19 protein-coding genes and 1 tRNA gene are annotated in these 22575 nt (G+C 43.7%); 9 read left to right on the forward strand and 11 right to left on the reverse strand.

Translation table 11 applies throughout. The annotated features are described in order from the left end of the window. The first annotated feature begins 417 nt into the window (after positions 1–417). The 4 genes from F6K53_RS28515 to F6K53_RS28530 all read left to right on the forward strand — a co-directional run bounded on the left by F6K53_RS28515 (position 418) and on the right by F6K53_RS28530 (position 6447). A complete protein-coding gene (locus F6K53_RS28515; RefSeq protein WP_293082999.1) occupies positions 418–2364 on the forward strand; it encodes a type IV secretory system conjugative DNA transfer family protein in 1947 nt (648 codons plus the stop codon). 188 nt (positions 2365–2552) lie between these two features. After that, positions 2553–2885, forward strand: coding sequence for a hypothetical protein (locus F6K53_RS28520; protein WP_009149093.1), 333 nt, complete (start codon positions 2553–2555; stop codon positions 2883–2885). Positions 2886–2889: 4 nt separating this feature from the next. Beyond that, on the forward strand, positions 2890–4413 hold the full coding sequence (locus tag F6K53_RS28525) for a hypothetical protein (RefSeq protein WP_293083001.1): 1524 nt from the start codon (positions 2890–2892) through the stop codon (positions 4411–4413). Positions 4414–4701: 288 nt separating this feature from the next. Further along, on the forward strand, positions 4702–6447 hold the full coding sequence (locus tag F6K53_RS28530) for an AAA family ATPase (protein ID WP_293065835.1): 1746 nt from the start codon (positions 4702–4704) through the stop codon (positions 6445–6447). A 393-nt stretch (positions 6448–6840) separates the two neighbouring features. Here the strand turns inward: F6K53_RS28530 and F6K53_RS28535 are convergent, their stop codons facing one another. Then, positions 6841–7653 (reverse strand): hypothetical protein, encoded by an 813-nt coding sequence (locus tag F6K53_RS28535; protein WP_143727475.1) that lies wholly within the window; start codon positions 7651–7653, stop codon positions 6841–6843. 282 nt (positions 7654–7935) lie between these two features. Between F6K53_RS28535 and F6K53_RS28540 the strand changes: the two genes are divergently transcribed. Then, positions 7936–8850 carry a DUF6753 family protein gene (locus tag F6K53_RS28540; protein ID WP_293083003.1) on the forward strand — a complete coding sequence of 305 codons (915 nt, stop codon included), beginning with the start codon at positions 7936–7938 and terminating at the stop codon, positions 8848–8850. A 244-nt stretch (positions 8851–9094) separates the two neighbouring features. On the opposite strand, the gene F6K53_RS28545 is transcribed toward F6K53_RS28540, so the two are convergent. From F6K53_RS28545 to psbD, 7 genes are all read right to left on the reverse strand, one after another. Next, positions 9095–10177: a tetratricopeptide repeat protein gene (locus F6K53_RS28545; protein ID WP_293019513.1), complete on the reverse strand. Its 1083-nt coding sequence runs from the start codon at positions 10175–10177 to the stop codon at positions 9095–9097. Between the two features lie 422 nt (positions 10178–10599). After that, a complete protein-coding gene (locus tag F6K53_RS28550; RefSeq protein WP_293038163.1) occupies positions 10600–11490 on the reverse strand; it encodes a 6-carboxytetrahydropterin synthase in 891 nt (296 codons plus the stop codon). Between the two features lie 161 nt (positions 11491–11651). Next, on the reverse strand, positions 11652–12353 hold the full coding sequence (locus F6K53_RS28555) for a DnaJ domain-containing protein (protein WP_293019511.1): 702 nt from the start codon (positions 12351–12353) through the stop codon (positions 11652–11654). Between the two features lie 101 nt (positions 12354–12454). After that, a complete protein-coding gene (gene cysK, locus F6K53_RS28560; protein WP_293083005.1) occupies positions 12455–13435 on the reverse strand; it encodes a cysteine synthase A in 981 nt (326 codons plus the stop codon). Positions 13436–13579: 144 nt separating this feature from the next. Beyond that, on the reverse strand, positions 13580–15517 hold the full coding sequence (locus F6K53_RS28565) for an iron uptake porin (protein WP_293083007.1): 1938 nt from the start codon (positions 15515–15517) through the stop codon (positions 13580–13582). 482 nt (positions 15518–15999) lie between these two features. Continuing rightward, complete coding sequence (locus F6K53_RS28570) at positions 16000–16281, reverse strand: 4a-hydroxytetrahydrobiopterin dehydratase (protein ID WP_293019508.1); 282 nt, start codon at positions 16279–16281, stop codon at positions 16000–16002. 512 nt (positions 16282–16793) lie between these two features. After that, positions 16794–17852, reverse strand: a complete 1059-nt coding sequence (psbD, locus tag F6K53_RS28575) for a photosystem II D2 protein (photosystem q(a) protein) (protein ID WP_008183309.1) — start codon at positions 17850–17852, stop codon at positions 16794–16796. A 249-nt stretch (positions 17853–18101) separates the two neighbouring features. Here psbD and F6K53_RS28580 point away from each other — a divergent pair, with 249 nt between their 5' ends. From F6K53_RS28580 to F6K53_RS28595, 4 genes are all read left to right on the forward strand, one after another. Continuing rightward, positions 18102–18368 (forward strand): hypothetical protein, encoded by a 267-nt coding sequence (locus F6K53_RS28580; protein WP_075896983.1) that lies wholly within the window; start codon positions 18102–18104, stop codon positions 18366–18368. A 22-nt stretch (positions 18369–18390) separates the two neighbouring features. Next, the gene (locus tag F6K53_RS28585) at positions 18391–19059 is read left to right on the forward strand and encodes an energy-coupling factor ABC transporter ATP-binding protein (RefSeq protein WP_198953961.1); all 669 of its coding nucleotides are present in this window, start codon (positions 18391–18393) and stop codon (positions 19057–19059) included. A gap of 246 nt (positions 19060–19305) precedes the next feature. Beyond that, a complete protein-coding gene (locus tag F6K53_RS28590) occupies positions 19306–19854 on the forward strand; it encodes an NYN domain-containing protein (RefSeq protein ID WP_293083009.1) in 549 nt (182 codons plus the stop codon). Positions 19855–19935: 81 nt separating this feature from the next. Then, a tRNA-Glu gene (locus F6K53_RS28595) sits at positions 19936–20008 on the forward strand. 32 nt (positions 20009–20040) lie between these two features. Here the strand turns inward: F6K53_RS28595 and F6K53_RS28600 are convergent. The 3 genes from F6K53_RS28600 to F6K53_RS28610 all read right to left on the reverse strand — a co-directional run bounded on the left by F6K53_RS28600 (position 20041) and on the right by F6K53_RS28610 (position 22454). Further along, positions 20041–20193 (reverse strand): hypothetical protein, encoded by a 153-nt coding sequence (locus tag F6K53_RS28600; RefSeq protein ID WP_293036377.1) that lies wholly within the window; start codon positions 20191–20193, stop codon positions 20041–20043. A gap of 33 nt (positions 20194–20226) precedes the next feature. Continuing rightward, a complete protein-coding gene (locus tag F6K53_RS28605) occupies positions 20227–21906 on the reverse strand; it encodes an AarF/ABC1/UbiB kinase family protein (protein WP_293036374.1) in 1680 nt (559 codons plus the stop codon). 290 nt (positions 21907–22196) lie between these two features. Continuing rightward, positions 22197–22454 (reverse strand): hypothetical protein, encoded by a 258-nt coding sequence (locus F6K53_RS28610; protein ID WP_293019501.1) that lies wholly within the window; start codon positions 22452–22454, stop codon positions 22197–22199. Between the last annotated feature and the right edge of the window lie 121 nt (positions 22455–22575).

Genomic DNA, 22575 nt, shown 5'->3' on the forward strand with positions numbered 1-22575 from the left:
GAGTAGTTAAAAAAACTAGAGCTAAATTTCCTTCCAAGAAACCAATACATAAAGGAATTGGAGCCAAAAGTGAAACACGAACATTCTATGTAATCAATACTGCTTAGAGCTTAACCGAACCGTATTGGAATCCCCCCTTCCCCCCTTAGTAAGGGGGGAAGGGAACAGGTAATCACCAATTTGAATGCACATCAGCTTACAGGACTTACGCAAAACTAGGCTAAAAATACGATATAGCATTTATTGATTTGGTGAGGTATACAGGATTTTACCCCTATTCCCTATTCCCTATTCCCTATTCCCTATTCCCTATTCCCTGTTCCCTATTCCCTGTTCCCTAAAACCCAGGACTCTGTACATCGCCCAATTGAAAACTGCTATAGTTTTCAATTTTAAATTTTAAATTTTCAAAGAAAAATGAACCAGACTTCAAATCACGTTATTAGTCTACCTCCGGGATTAATTTATCAGCAACTTACCAAAGAAAATCTTATAGATTTTTCCCAAACTAATCAGGGAATCACCATCACCAGCTGTTTGATAGCTTTGGGTTTGCTAGCTATAATCCCGGATGGCAAGAAAGGTCAATTAGCGACAGGCTATTGGGGAGGTAAAAAGGAGAAAAAAGCTGCTCGTAAAAAAGCTCAGGAACAGATGGCTAATCTTTCCAGAAACTCCGTTGCTCTCTACGTCGGCACTCCCGAAGACATTCAGAAGCGTCAAGAGCAAGAATGGATCAAGCAGGGGAAATTGAAAAAGCAACGGAAACCTGAAGCTTTCAATTGGTTTAAGCCTGCTGCCGAGTCCTTATATCTTCCCGATGCCCAACGCGGGATTGCCGCCATTGGAGCCAGTGGTTCAGGCAAATCCTTTTCAGTCTGTGACCCTCTAATTCGTTCATCCCTTGACCAAGGATTCCCCACAATTATATATGACTTCAAATATCCAGCGCAAGCAAAACGGGCCGTGGGTTATGCTTTAAAAAGAGGCTATAAGGTACATATTTTTGCCCCTGGTTTTCCTGAGTCAGATGTCTGTAATCCCTTGGATTTACTAAAAGATGAAGAAGATGCGATCGCAGCCGGTCAAATCGCCCAAGTCATTAACCGAAATACAGATTTAACTGGCGGAAAAGCCAGTGGTGATAAGTTCTTTGAAGATGCCGGGGATAGTTTAGTCGAAGGAATATTTTTGTTAACCAAGGCAGTTGGTACCTTAGTCGAAAATCAGCGATATTGTGATATAATGACAGCACAGGCAATTTTAAGTTTGCCTGACCTAGTCAGCCGATTGGAATTTGCTTCCCAGGAGAAATTAAATGTCTGGACAACTCGCCCCCTATCCCAAATCATTAGTATCAAAGAAAGTGAGAAAACCGTAGCCGGGATTATTGGAATTGCTCAGCGAACCTTCCAAAAATTCTTGAAAAAAGACTTTATGGGAGCATTCTGTGGAAAAACCACCTTACCTTTAGATTTAGAAGGAAAACAACTCATCGTCTTTGGGTTAGATCGAAATAACCGGGATATTGTTGGACCACTATTAGCAACAATCCTCCATATGGTTATTAACCGGAACGTATCTCGAATTAAACCTCGAACAGACCCTCTAGTTGTTTCCCTAGATGAGCTACCAAGTTTGTACTTACCCCAGCTGGTAAACTGGTTAAATGAAAACCGAGAAGATGGGTTTTGTGGTATTCTAGGCTATCAAAACTTAGGACAATTAGAAAATAGGTATGGCAAAGAGCTAACCAGAGCTATTCTAGGAGGTACAGCTACAAAGTTCATCTTTAATCCCCAAGATCCAGACTCCGCTAAAACCTTCTCTGACCTATTAGGAGAGTTTCAAATTCATTTCAAATCCAAATCCAAGAGTAGTGGCACAGGGGGCAGTTCTCACTCTAAATCCGATCAAAAAAACAAGCGACCACTTTTAGAGCCCGCTCAGTTTATTAAATTACCTACTGGTAAAGCAGTGATCATCAATCCCGCTTATCAAAGAGCCAAAGAAAGCTATGTGCCTTTGTTAGAACAAATTCAAATTCCTGAATCTGATCTTAAAGAGCAGGAGTGGTCAGAAAATTTATGGGAGAGTATTCGAGACCATTTAATTAAAGTCAAGAGAGTATCTCACCGAGTTTCTAATCAGCAAAGGGTGCGTCAACTTAAGGAGAGAATGGCATTAGTAGAGCAATTATTTCCATTGCCAACAGATGGAGCTAGACAAGCACCAGCATCATTTTATCCTACCCCAGCACTAATACCAAAATCTGGATCTAGCTCATCCACGGCAACTTCTCATTGGCCTCCACGTCTATCTGATCAAGATGTCTCACCAGACCTTCTGGAAGGAAGTTTTTAATGAGTTACTTTGTTACAGGTTACAGGTTACAGGTTACAGGTTACAGGTTGCAGGTTGCAGGTTGAACGCGATCGCGTGGCCTTTTGGCCAAGGTTGCATGTTGAACGCGATCGCGTGGCCTTTTGGCCAAGGTTACAGGTTACAGGTTGCCATCTGATAACTTGAAAATTGTGTAATTGGAGGAAGCCATGTTTTCTAACTATAAAATAAATCCTGTAGAGGATTTAGATAGGGCAACAAATAACTTATCTGATCTACCCTCATTACCCATCGACTATTTTCCTAATGTGATTGAGATTTTTGATCAATATGGATTATTAGCTGGCGTAGTGGTGTCCAAAGGCATACCCTATGAAATGCCTAGGCACAACGATCAGGTCAGTGACTACAATGCTTGGTATTTCGATGGGCAGCTTTGCGTGTTTTATCGAGGAAAAAATATTTTGCTTGATCGCACTCAGAACTTGCAGCACCGAGCAGCAATTTTTGGAGCCTTAGGCTTGGGAGCATTAGGAGTTTAAAACCATGGCAAAAGTAACAATAGTCAGTGAGTCCTATGTATCCTCTTTACAAGGACAATACCAAGGTGTCATTTCCAAATGGTCAAGTGGACTGGCAGCCTTTAGGCAAAAGCAGCAGCAAAAGCAAGAACAAAATCGACAGGGTCAACAACTCAATGGTCAGGTATACAATAGTAATCAAGAGCCTGAAATCCAAATTACCGACGGTGATCAAGTAGTCTATGGTAAAGATGGAGATAGGTTGGTCAATGACTTAAACTCAGACATCATTGGTCAGTTGACTTTAGCCAAAGAGTCATCTGTAGGAGAGATGGTTGGGGTCACCAATAAAAAAGTAGAATTGGATGGAATCGTTATTTTACAAACCAATGATGAAGGTGTTGTAAAGGTTAACGCTTTTGATGAACAACAGCTACAGGGGCAACAACAAAAGGTATATAGTCCAATTCAACCACAAAACCAACCTTTAAAACCCAAAGTCCAACCCGTAAAAGCTAATACTGAAACCAGAGGTGGATTATATTCAGTACGACGGTCAGTGCAGGCTTTAGAGGATACACCACTAAAGCAGTTTTTGCAGTCCCAGGTTAATGAGATGCGTATGCTTCGTAGTGCTCAAAAACAAAAACAAGAAGCTATGCAATCGGAGTTTATATCTGAATTAATTGAAGCCCGAATGCTTCAATCAAAGCAGCCTAGTTGGTGGGAAAAGGTCGTTTCACCGATTTCAGAAAAAGTAGAAAAATTCAAAAATGCTGTGTCTAATTACCATGAAACATCCCGTCAAAAAGAAGCTGCTGCTACCTTAGTCCGCTTAATCAATTCCCAAGCATCACCAGGACAAGATACCTATGAATCAGCAGAGTATACGATTCATCGCGAGGATAATTCCTATGCAATGAGGGACAAAAAAGGTAAGGAATTGATCAAGTTTCGCGCTGGTGCTCTAGGGGTCACTGTACAGGGAGAAACCAAACTTAGTGAACAGCAATATCAAGAAATTTCACAGGTAAAAAAGCAATTAGATTGGGGACAGAAACCTGAGGGAAAATTTAGGCAATTAGGAGCTTCTGAGGCTGACTACTTTAGCCGTGTCAAGGCAGTTGCAGATACATTGGTCGAGTATGCCCAATCACAAGGAAATACTGTCCAGGTTGAAGGTAAACTCAACTACAACTGGAGAGCAACTCCCAATGGCGATATCACAATTGCCGCTAAGGACAGACGAGGAACCATCTTTTCACAACAGAAAGGACAATTCATGTCCCAGATGACACAACGGGATTTATCCTACTTTGAGCAAGCCTTAAAACCCTTAATGAGCCAAGCGCCACAACGCCTAGTTCAGCCCTCTCGATCATCAGTGCAGTCTCTAAAATCTCAAAGCCTAGGTGCTCCTAACCCCTTTGCTCACTCCAGTTTAACAGCACTGGCTTCAAGCAATGGACAGGCTTTTCAACCCCCAGCTAAAACACCTATATCGCAACCGATTAATCTCAAACAGAAATCAAAGGAGCTATCTTTGTAAGGCTTTTTGTTAACTGTTAACCCTCAACAATAAACCACCTGAACTATAGCATTTTTAATTTTATCGAAAGGGAGCATGTCAAATTTGTAATTAGGTACATAGATCCCCCCTAACCCCCCTTAAAAAAGGGGGGAATTAGATTGAAAAGTCCCCCTTATTAAGGGGGATAATGGGGGATCTGAATCAGGGATTAACAAAACTGACATGCACCCTTATCGAAACTTTGGTGACATCACCTATTTGGAAAATGCTATAGTTTAATTTTGACTGAATAACGTTTGATTGAGAATGAATATACCCGAAGTTGGGACATTATTAGAATGCTATAGAGCAGTATCTATAGGAATTCCCTTGATTGAAAGACACAATGTACTTAGGTGGATTTGTCAGAGTCTTACTCACCATGGAGTATTCTTGGTTTACCTCTGGAATTTAGCTAGTCGTGGATTTCAGAAAATTGAGTGGGATGGAAATTCTCAAACCTTAGAAAGTTCAATGGTTAATGTCCTAGAAGAGCGTGAGGCATTTTCACAGGTTGTTGAAGTGTTGAATTTTTGCCAAGCCTATTCTGGTAAAGCCTTATTTATCTTAGAAGATTTACCGTCTTTACTCGATAGTGCTGACAGTGGGCAAACCATAACCATCAGAACCTCATTGTCTAATGTTCTCTACAACTTTGGTCTATCAAGCGATAAGTTTCTAATTCTTTTGGATACGGGGGAGAATGAGTTACCTCGAATTTTAAACTCAATTATTCCTGCTGCCGAATTTCCTTTTCCAGAACCCAAGGAAGTCACGGCATTATTAAAAACTCATTTAGTAGAATATGGTTTGGCTGACCAAGAAACACCTCTAGACGATAGACTAGCTCGGTCTATCGGGGGATTGACCCCGGAAGAAATTCGGATGGCTGTCAAACTGGCGGGGAAAAAAAATAAATACGCTCCCATAGTGTCTTGCCTCTTAAGCGATCGCTCTTCAGAGCGCGCCAAAGGCGATGGGCTAAGCCCCGCTTTCAGCGATCGCTCTTCAGAGCGCGCCAAAGGCGAACGCAAGCAATTTCATATAGCAGTCAATAAAGCCCAATCTCAATCAGAGCTAGCCAAGCAATTAATCAATTACAAAATTCACAGACTCAAAGGATTTGGTTTAGAATTCCTCAAACCTGATGTTGGGGAATTTGGGGGATTAGATAAACTGAAACAAGCCTTGGAATGGGTGAAACAAGATTTTTCTGATCAAGCCAGAGCTTATGGGATTCCATTGCCCAAGGGATGGCTATTGATTGGTCCTCCAGGAACAGGAAAAACCTTTGCTGCCAAAGTCTGCGCTCAAACCTTAGGATTTCCTTTAATTAGCATGGGAGTGGATTTAGTAATTGGTAGTAGTCCAACCCATTTAAAACGACTTTTGCGTCGAGTTGAGGCCGCGAGTCCTTGTGTTTTGTTTCTCGATGAACTGGATAAGTTTTTTGATTCCCAAACAAATAACACCAAACAAATTCTAGGAATTCTATTAACCTGGTTGCAGGAGAAGACAACTCCTACATTTGTGATTGGAACTCTCAACCGATTAGATGCTTTGCCTCCAGAATTAACTCGTGCTGGCAGATTTGACAAACTGTTTTATGTGGGTTTTCCCAAAGAGATTGAGCGGTTTGAGATTTTTAAACTCCATGCTAGCCGATTTGATCCTCGTTATCGGGAGGGAAATGGACCATTAACAGAAAAACAATGGCGTCGATTATTGAGTGCAACACGAAAATGTACTGGAGCAGAAATTCGTGCCATTGTAGAATCAGCAGTGCAGCGAGTCTTCCATCAAGGTCAGAGAACTCCTTTTAAAATTGAATTGGAAAATCTATTAGAGCAGCGAGAAGCAATGACTCCCTTGTATTCTCAGGATACAGAGAGAGTTTTAGCAATGGAAAATCGAGCAGAAGGGGTTTGTAAGCCTTCCTCTTCACCAGATAAATCAATTTTTGCTAGGGAAATAACTACCTTGTGGGGAGAAAGATTAAATGTTGGGTCTTAAGTGATATCATGTCCCGATAATTATCCTTAATACCAATTTTTACAGCACACTATCTCCCCATCAATCTTCTTTATTATGGGTATTCAACCGGACTTAATCTGATATCTAATCCGATTTAATGAGTAATGGGTAATGGGTAATGGGTAATGGGTAATTGTGATTACTCTCGTACCATTACCCATTACCACTTAAGCCTTACCGATTACCAACCAGTTTAATCAAGGAATTTTATACCTTGATTAGGTTTAAATATAGCAGTCGAAGTAAAGGTTAAGACATATTTATGTTCCCTGTTCCCTTCCCCCCTTACTAAGGGGGGTTAGGGGGGATCCCTGTTACCTTGAAAACAAAATACTATGTCCTCAACTATACTTTCCTTGCTATAACTGCTGATTAAGACTTAAATTCCAGCAGAGAATTTATCCCCAGTTTGCTGCAAGACGATAGGAGATAGACAGCTTTAGTATTGCCTTTCAGGGCAAAGTATTCCCAAATATGAAGACAATCTCCTAAACTCATAGTTTTCATTATCCCTTCAGTTTCTGTATAACAGAATAGTATCTTACCAGAAAAACCTTTTGCTTTCAATTTTTTTAGTTTTCTCCTTGAGTTAATAATTCCCACCAGTAAAGCAACCGATGAGCCTATGGCATCCATGGCAGCGGATAAACTAACCCGAAACTCCTGATCATCCTCTGTCTTTAATATTTCTAATTGGGATTGACCAATTGTAATCCTAGTCGGGGTTGCTTGTAGCCAATCTGAATCTTGGTTAATTAAGTTCACCCTTGGTTTGATTAATTGATTTGGGTCTTGCTCTAATTGTTCAATGAGTTGCTTTAAGGAAACTGTTTGATTTTTATCCAGGTAGGCGGGGATGAGATTGTCTGACACTAAATATTTCCAATAAGCCAGTAAGCTCTTGAGAGGATAAACAGTCAAGTTTCTCTGGGAAGGAGTAGTAACCCATAATTTTTGATAGCCATTTTCTTCAAGAAATTGTTGAGCTTGTCTTGGAGACTGTCTAATCGGTATAGACATTTGCCGTAAGCTAAAAATAATTTGGTTATCAAGGCTATAAGCTCCTAGGGTGACTTCGTTTAATTGAAGACAGATATGATCTACGTGGGGATAATCCAAAAAATCATCATCAATTATCTGAGGATCAGTGTGATAAGTTTCAGCACTTAGGTGGGTCATAGCCATAAATTCCTTCTTCTAAATCCCTTGATTTAAGTAAGCATTAAGCTATTAGCAGTCAGCCTGCGCTTAGCGCGTTAGCTAACTGCTGAATGCTTACTGATTTAACCTGTTCAAGTTTTTGAGTGTTTCTCTTTCTTGGTAGTACTCTCTAAGCAGAGCAACGGATTGATTATGTACATATAACCCCTTATAGTAACGTTCCTTTTTTCAGAGAATTTTTCTCGTTTCAGGATTTTAACGTCTCTATGTAACAAATATTTACAAATCTTGTTATTCTCGAATTTTATGGCTATTTATAAAGAAGTAAGCAAACAAGGAATTAGGGAAATGGTAGGAAGTAATCTTTCTCAAGAAAACCTCTCCCACATCAAGCAACCTGAAAGTCTGTCAGATTTAATTGACGAGAGGGATAAGACGGATTACTCTCTATTGGAAAAGCTGTTAGAAGGACGTTCCGATAGCTTTAAGGCAAAAATTTTAGATTTAGTTGTTGCGACAGAATTGGACGCTAATGACCCGCTATTCCTATTTTTGGTAGCAACGTCCAGTTTGGAAACAATGTTAGCAGATACTCCTAAATCCTTAGAGCAGTTATTCCGAAGTTGGGAAAAGGATATCCAGCAGATGATTGATGTCGTCGGGCAATCCACCATGGATATTCAGCGCCAAGAAATTTCTAAAGCGAACGCTCTTCAGAGCGCGCCAAAGGCGAACGCTCTTCAGAGCGCGCCAAAGGCGAACGCGTCTGCCATAGAGCAATCAAAGGTAACCATAGAATCCAAGTCAGAAAGACAGCCCTGTGCCTATCCACCCAAAGGCTCAAGGGATTTTATGGTTGCTAAGACATCTCCTTTTATAAACATTACAGCCATCTGTGGAGCTGTGGTTTTGTCATTGGTTTGTGGACTAGGAGCGGGTTGGGGGCTATCTGAGTTAAGTCAGCCAAAACTAGACCCCAATGGTTCTAGACAACTAACCCTAGACGAAGCAGATACCTTAAATTGGGCAATCAGTAAAGAGGGCAAATTAGCCAGAAATATAACCAAGTGGAATGCGGGCTATTTGGATAACTTAGAATGTCAAAAGGATGCCATAGAGGCAGGAATCCGGTTAAACTTTGGGGGCAAAAAAGCGACTAGCGGCTATTGTCTACTTTGGGTCGCCCCTCCGAGCCAGCGCAAGTATATAGACAATGAGTGATCCCAATTTTAGATCAAGTCAGGTTGAATACCCATAATTAGAGGGAGGGTGGGAAGTGTGGGGAGGGTGGGAAGTGTGGGGAGATGGGGAGATGGGGAGATGGGGAGATGGGGAGATGGGGGAGATTTTATTAAGGGTAATTATCCCGACATGATATTATAGGTATTTTGATAGAGATTAGTGTCGGTTTTGTGGGAATGGCTAATGGCTACGAGCCTTATCCCCACCAGAACTACCATTCCGATTAGGGATTAGTCAGTGCTAAATTTTTCTGATGGTACTCCATAGCTTTGGTGTAGTTTCCTTGAGAGTAATAAGCAGCTTTCAGACTAGCTATGGCTTTTTTTGCTGCCTTCCGGTCACCGATGGCTTGGGCAATACTCAAGCGTTGTTCATAGTATTCAACCGCTTGGCCATAATTGTCTAAGGCATCATAAGCCTTTCCCAAGCGACCTAAGGCTTGTTGTTCTAGACGGCGATTACCCATTTGTTGAGCTTTGAGCAATTGCTGCTGAATATAGTAAATCCCTTGAATATAATCTCCTAGTGCCAAGCAAGCATTACCCAGCTTGCCCAGAATCTGTCCTTCTAGGGGACGATCACCCATCTGCTGTGCGATCGCAAAACGCTGCTCGTAATAGTCAATAGCTTGAGCATAATCACCGATGGAGTAGCAGGAGTTACTGAGATTTCTCAGAATTCGCTCCTCCAGCTCAGGTAACCCAAGAGTCTGGGCAACATAGAGGCTCTGTTGCTGGCAAGCCATTGCTCGGGGCAAATCTCCTAGTGCCTTATGGGCCAATCCTAGATTGTTCAAGGCAGTCACCTCTCCCAGTCGGTCTTGGAGTTGCCGCATAATAGTTAGGCTTTTTTGACCATAGTCAATAGCCTTGAGGTGATTTCCTTGGTGACGGTAGGCATTTCCCAAAATTCCCAAAACCTGGCCCTCAAGACGCTGGTCTTTGATGTCTTTTGCGATCGCAAGACTTTTGTTACTATATTTTATCGCTTGTGGAAAGTTGTCTAAGGAATAAGCAGTTAGTGCCATACCACTCAGAGCTTTTCCTTGACCCCGTCTATTTCCCAATTGCGCATATATTGCTAGTGCCTCTTGGAACGACTGTCTTGCTGCGAAGAATTGACATCGCTGGTGCTGCTCAATCCCTTTCTCTAAAAGTTGAGCAGCTTCACCGGCGCGAGGGAACCGCGCAAGGTCATCAACATTATCTGGAATGTTGTTTGGTAATGTAGGAACGAAAGTTTGGCGTGCTGCCTCTGCTAGACGCTCCCTATATTGGCTGTCATCACACGGCAACCGGCTCTCCATTCCTATTGCCTCTTACGGATCATCAAGAGTTTTGTAGTTTTCTAAGTTTGCGCAATCGAGTAAAATCCTTTGCCATATATTCCCTTGTTTTGAATTGCTCAAGGTCGTATCTCATCCTTTGAGTGAGATACCACGGGGCCATTAACGAGGATATGAAGGCTTTCGGATTTAGCGCAGCTGGACCTAACAGTACGAGTGCGGATACTTGACTACTATGATAACCGCATCAATCCTGATTCCGGCCACTTTACCCTTATCATAACAAATGATATACTAACTCTAACTTATGGATGATTTAATCTCAGCAAATAAAAATCCCTAGCTAAGCATTCAGCCTAGGGCTAATGCGCTTAGCCCATGCTACGCTTGCCAGGTATTGAAAGCAGCCCACCGCGCATCAAAGATTTTAGGTGGGGACTGGGCTAAACTTTATTATTCAACTCAATCAAGGTCAGCCGAGTTTCTCTAGATGATGTTGCTGGTGACTTGGTAGTCTCTGGTGTGCAGTAGACTTCGCAGGAGTTATTGGGACTTTCAATCAATTTCACCTTATGAAGTTGGACATCCAATTCTTGAATTGGTTGTTGCAACAACTGACAAATATAGATAGCAATATTTTCGGCAGTAGGAACAACCCGGGCAAAGTATGGAATGTCTTTATTGAGGAAAGTATGGTCAAAAGCTTCCACGACATATTCATCCATGACTTGCTGCAAGGAGCCTAGATCAACAATCATGCCAGTGCGCGGATCCATTTCACCCTTAACAGTCACTTCTATGTGATAGTTATGTCCATGTCCGTTGGGACGAGCACACTTACCGTAAATCTGGTAGTTTTCCTCGTCACTGAGGTCAGGATGAGCTAGTCGGTGAGCAGCGCTAAAGTGGTTACTGATAGTCAGATATACTTCCATACCGTTTCCTTGATAGTCAGCCCAGAGTTTTGGATGTTCAAATAGCTGAATCTTCAGTAGTGGTAGGTAAGTAACCAAGTGCTGCCAAATTACTCGTGCTATGTTTTCGGTAGTAGGTAAGGTTTGCTGAAATTCTGACCAAACCTCATTGAGATAAGCGTAGTCAAGTTGGCTGGTGACCTCTCGTTGGATCACCCTTTTGACTTTAGAAAAGTTTTCCACCATGCCATACTTATCCAACTGAGCGGTCAGGAAAACGAACAGAACGTAGTTGTGTCCGTGTCCAGGAAATCGGCTACCCAAACCAAACCGCTGAATGTTCTGAGCTTCACTCAGTTCTGGTAACCAGTATCGGTGGCTGGCTGAAAACTCAGCACGGCGCTTAATGACGCATTCCATGTCAAGTTAGGTAAACTAGACTTATGTTCAGCATAAACTAATTTGGATTAGTGGTCGTTAGTCATTAGTTATTAATGATTAGTCATTAATCAAGTCCCTTTTGCATGTAAGTCAAGATTGATCATTCTTGGGTTTGCTAGAAAAATCCTATTGGTTACCCATTACCAAAAATCTTTAACTGTGTCTTTAGCTTCCCAGAGCAGATGGGAGGCAATTCTGAACAGTTCTTGACCTGTGTGTAGGTGGTAGTCGTCGTAGTTAAGGGTAAACAGCTTTAATTCTTCTATGCCATCTCCTAACTGATTAAGACAGTAGTAGAGGTTAGCAGCAGCACTGGCAACGGTGGCAGGATTAGGTTGAGAATGAAACAGCCTCTGAGCTTGATGGAGATGATCACCACACTCTTCCAGATAAGCTTCAAACTCTGCCATGAGTTCATCATCAAACGGGTCAGCCGAGAGTTCATCGAGTTGAGCCTCTAGAGGCTCAAGGATATGACTAATCCAGTAGTTTACAGGTTGATAAATTTGCTGCAACCAGTACCCTAGCTGGGCATCAGTCTTTTTTCCCTTTTGCCGATGATGCTGGTAATGTCTTTGGGCATCAGCTGTTCGCTGTTGTCGATTCTGATGCTCTAATGAATGCTGAAAGTAATGCCTCTTTTGGTCATAGGAACGCCGTCGCTCAGGGTTACTGAGGACCTCATAGGCAGCATTAACTTGGATAATTTTTTCCGGATCAGCGGTGGGGCTGTTGCTATCTGGATGAAAGCGCTTGGCTAGCCGTCGGTAGGCTTGTTTAATTTCTAGGGTCGTAGCGTGGGGATGAACATCCAGAGTCTGGTAGTGATTCGAGTCTGACATGGGCGACACTAAACCTACTTAAACCGGCAGCGATAGTATAATTGAGGTACCAAGTAAGCTCAATCCAATATTTCCATAGATTTCCAGAGGTTTTAGGATAACTAGTGAACCGAAGCGCCTTGCCCCATCACACTATCAGTGGTGGCTGTTGGCTCTTGGAACAGGGGGGTGCTCAGGTACCGTTCCCCAAAACTTGGTTGAATCATCACAATCAGGCATCCTTCATTTTCTGGACGTTTGGCAACTTGAATCGCCGCTGATAGTATGGCTCCAGTGGAAATGCCGGAAAGAATTCCTTCTTCACGGGCTAAACGACGACCGTATGCGATCGCATCATCATCCGTAACTGTAATCACCTCGTCCAGAAGTTCCACCTTGAGTACTTCTGGAATAAAACCCGCACCGATACCCTGAATTTTGTGAGGTCCTGGAGAGCCTCCAGAAAGTACAGAACTACTAGCTGGTTCAACTGCGATCGCTTTCAAACTGGGCTTACGTTTTTTAATCGCTTCAGCAACACCAGTAATTGTACCACCCGTACCGACTCCAGCCACCAGGAAATCCACCTGTCCTTCCGTATCGTCCCAAATTTCTTCAGCTGTGGTATAATAGTGAATTTTTGGGTTAGCTGGATTACGAAACTGTTGCAGCATATAGGCATTGGATGTGTTTTCTACAATTTCTTGAGCTCGCCTAATACAGCCACCCATGCCTTCACTACCTGGTGTCAGTTCCAAGTGAGCACCATAAGCTCGCAACATAGCCCGTCGCTCGATGCTCATTGTCTCTGGCATGGTTAGGATCAGTTGGTAACCCTTGGCTGCCGCTGCCATTGCTAGAGCAATACCTGTGTTTCCCGACGTCGGTTCCACCAAAATAGTTTTGCCGGGGGTAATCCACTCTTGCTGCTCCGCTGCATTGATCATGCTAACACCAATCCGGTCTTTAACAGACGAAGATGGATTCATGCCCTCTAGCTTGGCTACAATCCTAGCCACACAGCCTTCTGCTTGAGGAATACGATTCAATTGCACTAGAGGCGTCCGACCAACCAGTTCGGTAATATTTGGAGCAATTCGCATAACTGTTGGAAATTCTGAGTTATTAGTTGTTATCCATCATCCTAGTATTTTTTGACACTCCCACCCCTTCAAACAAAAATCCCCGCCTAGGGGCAGGGAAACCTAACTAATGCTCGATAGTCCTTGGGTAATTAGCCAGGGTCTCTAGAACGTGAATGTGGTTCTGATGGTACCAATCACAGCATCATCATTATCATCACTCTGCTCTGGATTAATCACCCAGATCACACCAGGAGTGATAGAGATATTATCGGATAGCTGATACTTGTAGAAGCCTTCGATGTGAATGGGGGTATCAATCTCATTCAAATCCGAATAGGGCACTGCACCACCAAAGAAACCTAACACACTACCTTCTTTCCCAAAATCGGGGAAGGCTAAACCACCGCCGTAACTCCAAATTTCACCATCTCCTTCACCAATGACAATCACATCGGTGTAGTTGAAAAATCCACTAAAGGAAATCTTGTCGGTGAGGCGAAACGCTAATTCTGCTCCGTAGGAGTTGGTTACCTTGTCAGCTGAATCAGCTATACGACTAGCAAGAAGTGCTTCTTGATTTAAGTTGGCAGCACGGGTACCTACGATACCATCTGTTCCCGCGCCTTTGCTGAATATGGCACTGTCCTCTTTATGGAAACCATGGACGTAAGTAAAGCCGACACCAATCCGGTCGTTGACATTGAAGTTCAACTGACCCAAGGCAGAATAATCACCATTGAACAGACCTGACCCTTCATCAGGATCTGACGCATTCCCAGCTAGGTAACCCAGTGTGACAGTACTTGGTCCAATCACGCTCTCTAGTAAACCAAGTTGGAAGCTAACCCCTAAACCAGCACCACCACCAATCCGATAGATGGGGTTTTGTTGAGAAAATGTGGATAGAGAGCCACTACCACCATCGAAGTCTTGGAAATAGGGATTGAGTGTAGGAACGTAATCATCATGCCGACCACCAAAGGCAGCAATGTAAGTTGATACTCGACCAAACGGACCAATAGGAATGTCACCGTAATAGGCTAACCAGTCAACCCCTATATCGTTCCCGTCACCAGTACCATCAATCTCAGTGTTAAAGGTCTGGGTGAGTTCTGGGGCAATGTCACCCCCCTCTGTAAAGGCATTCAGGTTACCAGCACTCAGACGAGTTACCAAACTGTCTTCACCAGTGAAGCTGGTGTCGAGAACTAAACGAACCCTGTCACCAAAGACAACTTGGTTATTGTCATCTTCCCCAAAATCACCAAAGTTATTGGTCAGGGCGAATATGACTTCCCCTTCCAGTTTGGTAGTAGTAGAGAATTGGTGATCCTCGAGGAATGCGACTCGACCTTCCAGGTTATCGACCCGTGCTCCGAGGGTAGCCAGTTCTGCCTCAAACTCTTGAATCAGCCGTTGCAGCGTTTCTAAGTCTTCACGGGTAATAAAGTCAGCGGTACTAGCAGCAATTAAACGCTCAATCTGGTTCAAACAAGCGTTCAAGCCAGCCGCAAATTCGTAACGGGTAGTAGCACGGTTACCACGGAAGGTGCGGTTTGGGTAACCAGCGATACAACCGTAGCGCTCTACCAGACTACGCAGAGCTTCATAAGCCCAGTCTCCAGGGGAAACATCCCGCAGTTGGGAAACACTAGTTACCTGATCTTGGCTGTTACTACCTTCTTTACCGTAGCGTTGAATTTGATTTAACAGCTGGCTGTTATCTGAGGCTGAGGGTACGGCTTGGGCTATTTTTGTTTCTGCCTCCGGTACGTCTACCTTAGGAACTAGGGTATCGGCCTTTAAAGTTAATGATGTTCCCTCACCCAAGCTGGAGCCCATCTCCGTGGAAAAAACTGGCGTATCCTTTACTTCTGGGGCAGTGGGGGCCGCCGCGTTCGCCTTTGGCGCGCTCTGAAGAGCGATCGCAATTGTCTTTACTGGGACAGCTTGAAGTGGGGCAGCTTCCGTAGTAACTTGACTCTCAACTGTTAACGAGTTGGCCTTGTTGGCTGCCTGTACCTCATTGGTACCAAGGGCGAGAGCAGCACCCACTACAGCAGGACTTATCAGTAGGGACTTCAACAGTAGTTTAGACATCTTCTCTTAATCCTCACACCTTTAAAATTATTGAACTCTCCTCCGGATTAATCACGGAGGATACTAAGCTGATGTTACAACCGAGGGCATTAGCCACATCTCGTAATGCTTACGGTATGATATCTTCACGGTTATTGAATACATCATCCCGTTTGGGAAGGTTCAAAACTTCCCGACCGACCTTGACTATACAAATTCCTAGCTGGATCGTTACTTTTTTCTTGTTGGCGTTGTTAATTTCCAGCTAGCCGATTTTCCACAGCCTAAACCGGTATTTGGTTTTATCTAAGAATCAGCGCTATTGCGATAAAACCTATTAACCTATTACAGGAACAATTTATTAGAGGAACAATTCTTATACTATAGCCTTTATCGACAAAGTGCTATACAAACTTTTTTTCTTTTGCCAGTGGATGAACTTCTTCTGGCTTGGGGTCTATTGCTAAGGCGATTGTCACTTATTTAGAGTTATTTAAAGCATATTAACCCAGCTCTGAAATAACTTGCGCTAGGTCAAAATCTTTCGAGGTTAAGCCACCACTATCATGAGTGGTTAAAGTAATCGTTACCTTATTGTAGGAAATCTCTAGGTCAGGATGGTGTTCTGCAGCTTCAGATGGGTCAACAAGTTTATTCACAAACGCGATCGCTTCTACAAAACCCTTGAATGTCTTATTACTACGCAGGGTTTTCCCTTCCACACTCCAGTCTTCTAGCTGACTCGCCTTGGCTTTAATTTCTGCATCACTGAGTAGTTGAGCCATGATTCTTAGATGCACTCCTTAAACAATCCCATACAAAAAACTATCCGCTCTCACGGCTAGTGTTTTGGTTAATCCATAACACCTGGTGTGAGAGCGGTCTAGCGGGTCTTCTGATTGAAACCAGGCTGCCGAGAGGAACTCTTAGGTAGCCCTGCCTAAGCAGTCATATAGATTCTCCGTAGAGAATCCAGCTAACTCCTAGAGAACAGCCCCGGCGCACAGCCGGCTAACTCCAACCAGATGACCCATGATTTTACTACTATCTTCCATGGGCATCACCTCCTTTAATCCCTAAGCGGTTTTTTTTACCTTTCCAGGATTATCACCTTTCCTTAAGTTAACAGACTATCGATCAAATTGCAACCTCTGCAAACTAGGATCATGATAAATTCGCCTAATATTGCTCAGAGCGTTCCAGTTTTCTTTTTCTAGAACTGCTCAAAGCCCCACCTCCTGGTGGGGCTTTGAGAAAATCCAAGCGCTAACCTTAATTCGGGATCAGCTTTGGAGTCTTACAGAGCGTTACCGCGAGGCAGTACTTCCTCAGGGAACTCAAAGTTTTGGTGAGGTTGGTCTGCCGGAGCCATCCAAGCCCGTAGACCCTCGTTCAGCAAAATGTTCTTGGTGTAGAAGGTTTCAAACTCTGGGTCTTCTGCTGCCCGGATTTCCTGGGACACGAAGTCATAGGCTCGCAGGTTTAATGCTAAACCTACAATTCCCACTGCACTCATCCACAAGCCAGTTACTGGCACAAACAACATGAAGAAGTGTAACCAGCGCTTGTTGGAGAAGGCAATCCCGAAGATTTGAGACCAGAAGCGGTTAGCGGTGACCATTGAGTAGGTCTCTTCCGCTTGGGTCGGGTTGAACGCCCGGAAGGTGTTTGCTTTGTCCCCATCCTGGAACAGGGTATTTTCCACCGTTGCCCCATGAATGGCACACAGCAGAGCACCACCTAGTACCCCGGCTACGCCCATCATATGGAAGGGATTCAGTGTCCAGTTGTGGAAGCCTTGCAGGAACAGGATGAAACGGAAGATACCTGCTACTCCGAAGCTAGGAGCAAAGAACCAGCTCGACTGTCCCAATGGGTACATCAGGAACACGCTGACAAATACTGCAATCGGCGCACTGAATGCGATCGCGTTGTAGGGTCTGATGCCTACTAGACGCGCAATTTCAAATTGCCGCAGCATGAACCCAATTAGACCAAACGCTCCGTGGAATGCCACAAAGCTCCACAACCCTCCTAGTTGGAACCAGCGGGTCAAGTCTCCTTGAGCTTCTGGTCCCCACAATAGCAGCAGGGAGTGTCCCAGACTGTTGGGAGGAGATGATACTGCTACGGTCAGGAAGTTGCAGCCTTCTAGGTAGGAAGATGCTAAACCATGGGTGTACCAAGAAGTCACAAAGGTGGTACCAGTCAACCAGCCGCCCAAAGCCATGTAGGCACAGGGGAACAATAGAATGCCGGACCAGCCGACGAATACAAAGCGATCGCGCTTGAGCCAGTCATCGAGGATGTCAAACCATCCTCTGGTGCTGGGGGCGCGTCCTACTGCTACTGTCATAGCAAGGATCTCCAGATATATATAAGTACGGTAAGGCGATTTACTTTCTTTATTAAAGGCAGTCTAAGTAAAGAAAAGTAAACTTCGTCTAATATAACTATCATAATATGTCATAATTCTTAATTTTGCTACCCCCTAAAAAAAAATTAGGTAATAACTGTACCCAAGATACCGCTCTTACGCCGGTTTGGGCTGGGGTCTAAGATAAGAAGAAGTACATTAATAGAACGCGCTACAGCTTGATACTCCATGTTCACCATTGACTTGATTCTAAGGAATACACCCATGCCACTGTCTGTGCAACGTAAGTCAGAAGAAGAGGCGCAAGCGACCTACCAGGAAATTTTGACAGCCATGCGCTCTGGGCATCCTCAGTTGTTAGAACTCAGCTGCGATCACCAGCCAGAGAAGAAAATTGGCGTTCTCAGCGATCAGATTAGTGCAGCAATTATTTCTCAAAAATCTGGAGCCACAGGCTCAGGACGTACTCCCGGCTTCTTTGCCATGGCTGAATAAATTCATGGAGCAAGATATATTAATGAATCAACCAGCAATTCAAGTAACAGAGGTTGGCTTCAACTGGCCTAAAGGGGGGACAGTTTTGCAATCTTGCTCCCTGGAAGTCCCTAAGGGGGAATTTTGGATGCTCTTGGGAACCAATGGCAGTGGTAAATCAACCTTACTTAGATTACTGGCTGGTTTATTGTCCCCCCAATCCGGTGACATTTACCTAGCCGGTTCACCAGGTTTTGTTTTCCAGAATCCTGATCATCAGCTAGTCATGCCTACCGTAGGTGCCGATGTAGCCTTTGGACTGGTAGCCGAAAAGCTCGACCTAGCTCAAGTTCAAGCCCGGGTAAAAGAAGCTCTAGCTGCGGTGAATTTACTAGAGCTAGAGCGACGCCCGATCTATGCCCTCAGCGGTGGTCAGAAGCAGCGAATTGCGATCGCTGGTGCGATCGCAAGACAGTGCGAGATTTTATTGTTAGATGAACCCACTGCCCTACTGGATCCAGATACCCAGATGGATTTAGTGTCACAAGTGCGAAATTTAGTCAAAAGTCGAGGATTGACAGCCATTTGGGTTACCCACCGCTTGGATGAGCTGGATTATTGTGATGGAGCATTTTTGTTAGACCAGGGTCGGGTCATTGACCAAGGTCAACCGGAACGCCTGAAGCAAAGACTGGTAAGTCATAATCACTGATTCTCGGGAAGTTTCCAGAAAGTCGTAGGGTTTGTAATCGGCTAAATGTTAACTGCTAAGCGTTAATTATAATACTTAAAGTTGTGACTATAATAGTTTATATGTTAATAGTTAAATGTTGAGTGTCATTTTTGCTCAATCCTTTTGCCTTTTGCTCAAGTGCAATTTATACTAATATAAAGAAATGTTAAAATTAGCGCTAATATTTAGTCCATACGGACGGTAAACAGTATAATACCATGAAAAATGTCCTGTTCTTCACCGCTGGCTATTTTACTAGTTGATGGCTATAACGTCATTGGCTCTTGGTCTTTCCTGAAAAATACCCGTGATCGTGATGGTCTCATGAGTTCTCGCCAAGAGTTAATTGAGACCCTAGCCAATTACAGTGCCTTTGTCGGCTATGACACTGAGATTGTCTTTGATGCTCACTCACTCAATACCCCTAACAGTCGTGAGGTGATAACTAATCACTTATCGGTTTACTACACCGATTTTGGGGAGACAGCAGACACTTACATCGAAAAATTTTGCGCCTCCTATAGAAACAAGCTTGTTAAACCAACGAAACGTCTGATCGTCGCTACCTCAGATCGGGCAGAGCAATTGACGGTTGTGGGGTATGGTGCTCAATGCATGTCTTCCCAGCAGTTGCTCAGCGATGTTGAATTCACAGCTCGTCGAACCCGCCGCAAATACCGACCACAGAAATCCTCTAGTGGTCGTTTTTTAGTCAATTCCTTGGATGCCAAGGCTCAGCAGCGCCTAGAACAGTTACGAAATAGTATCAAGTAACGGGAGTGGAAAAAATTTTCCTGATCAAACACTTGACACAAACCAAAATATCCGCTACACTTATAAAAGTGAAATCAATAAGCCCCCATCGTCTAGAGGCCTAGGACACCTCCCTTTCACGGAGGCGACAGGGATTCGAATTCCCTTGGGGGTATCTAAAGAAGCAAAAAATACAAGAGTAAGCACTCAGCTATCAGCTATCAGCTTTTTAATAAAAGAGGTAAGCATTGGTTTAATCTGAGTTAAGTCTGCTGACGGCTGACCGCTGACCGCTGACCACTGACGGCTGACGGCTGACGGCTGACGGCTGACGGCTGACGGCTGAATGCTTACATACAAGAGTTAAAGGTAGGCGATTTGCAATCAGATTGCCTACCTTTGGGCTAACCTATCCAGTCTTTCTCTAATGGCTAAGTTAATCAGAGAACGCAGCAAAATCAAAAACCAGAATCCGGAAAAGGCAAAGGCGGCTATCGCCCATCCACTATGAGGAACTGAGAGGAAAATAGTACCAGCTACCAGAGTAAATCCAGTTAAACAAGCATAAATTAGGCTTTTCAGAGCAAGCGTGATCTGCTTGAGAGTGCGATCGCTTTCTACAGAACGCACATGCAATTGTAACTCCCCCAGCTCGAGCCGCTCTTCTAAGCGTCGAATGGCTAGTTCGGTAGGGCTAGCCTTACGTAAGTTATATTTCACAAAATCCCTAGCTTGTTTGGCTAGTTGCCCCACTATATTCCCCCGCCCTTGAAAAACAGCCAGGCTTTTAACAAAAGGCTCAGTAGCAACTAACAAATTATATTGGGGATCTAGGGCACGAGCGATCCCATCAAGAGTTGTTAGTGACTTTAAAATAAATGTCAGTTGTGCTGGTAGGCGAAAAGGTTGCTGCTCAAACATTAAGTAAAGTTCGCTACTGATTTCCTCAAAAGCTTGTAATTCTATGGGCTTTTCGGTAAATTTTTCCAGTAGAAAAGCAACTAATCGCTTGACTGGCTTGAGATCTGACATGGGTTCAATTAACCCCATGTAAGTTAAACTATTAACGACCTGATCAGTGTCCTTACGCAGTACAGCAAAAAAAGTCTGGAGCATTTGGTCTTTATTCATGGACTTGACCTCCAGCATTGTGCCAAAGTCATAAAAAATCAGACTGCCCTCCGGAGAGACTGCCATATTTCCAGGATGAGGGTCAGACTGAAAAAAGCCATCTTGTAATAACTGCTTGAGGTAGCAACAAATTCCCAGCTGAATAATTTCTTTAGGATTTATGCCGAGGGATTCTAGGGTCTGACGGTCATCAATTTTAATTCCCGGCATATACTCCATAGTCAAAACTTTTTTAGTTGTATATCGCCAGTAGACTTTTGGGACACTAATGCGAGCATAATTGCTGAAATTTTGACGAAAACTCTCAGCATTTTTACCTTCATGGATGTAGTCAATTTCTTGATAGAGCAGGTTAAAAAACTCATGGATTATGGAATCCAAATCATATTTTTTGGTTCCCGGAACAAATCGATTGACAAAACGAATCAATCGATGGATAATCTCAAAATCTAGGTTAAATAGCTTTTCTAAGCCAGGACGCTGAACCTTAACGACTACATCTTCCCCAGTGTGCAATCGGGCTTTATGAACTTGTCCCAAACTGGCAGCGGCTAGAGGAAAATGCTCAAAATCCCGATACAAACTATGAAGGTCGTGACCCAGTTCTGATTCAATTAGAGTTATTGCATCGGTTACACTAAATTCTGGGATCCGATCTTGTAATTGCGCCAAGGCATTCACATATTCTAAGCTAAGTAAATCAGGGCGTGTGGATAGTGCCTGCCCAATCTTGATGAATGTTGGACCTAAGTCTAAGAGCTTTCTAACTAACCACTGGGCTCGACGATTTCTTTGCTTGGGGGAATTATTAGCCGATACCTTGTCCCACCATAAATAAACCATAAACTGCGCTGCCGCAGTAAAAATATCGATCTGGCGAGCCAGGGGGGAATAGTTAGGTTGTTGCCAACGTGGTGGCTTGGGCGCATCAGTTGTGAGCATACTCAGCTATTCATAGTTACTCCGATCCAATCCGGGAGTATAAATCAGATCATATCCGCTTTAATACCTATTCTTCCCAGTTAGTCTTCCGAGCTATTAGTCATTAGTTTTGCCTTCTTACTTACTAATGACTAAGTTTTACCAAAAATCTTGGGTTTAAAGCCTCGTCCTTCTAGGACGACTTTTCTGGAATAATCGTCAAAGCCGATGTATAATTAAGATAGGTACAGGCTGAAAAACCGTTGGCTCAGCCGGGAGAGAGACCCGTAACTGATTGACCGTAGGTCACGCTACGCGAACGACCACAAAGAAGTAATGCCTAGAGGGTAGGGAAAGTCCTCTTTAAAAACCCAACCGTCAATTAACCGTTGGCGTGTGAACCTAGAAGAATCACTTTTGAGATTAAACAAGGTACGGTGGGGCACACCGGAACCTGAGGAAAAGGAAGGCAAACGGACTTTTAAGGCACTTCCAGCAAGTACTCGAACGCCTAAGGAGAACTGCCCTCTAGGTCTGTCGTGAATTAACTGGGAATTTGGTGTTTTCACGGATTTTTGGTTGAGTATTGTCCTGTTTTTGGCGGCGTCAAAGATTGGAACTCGGCGGTTTACGGCGGCTCGTTGATCTAGGAATCCTCGTGCCTTTCGGCAAAGCCGACGCTACGCGAAC

Source organism: Moorena sp. SIO4A1 (assembly GCF_010672065.1).
GTDB lineage: Bacteria > Cyanobacteriota > Cyanobacteriia > Cyanobacteriales > Coleofasciculaceae > Moorena.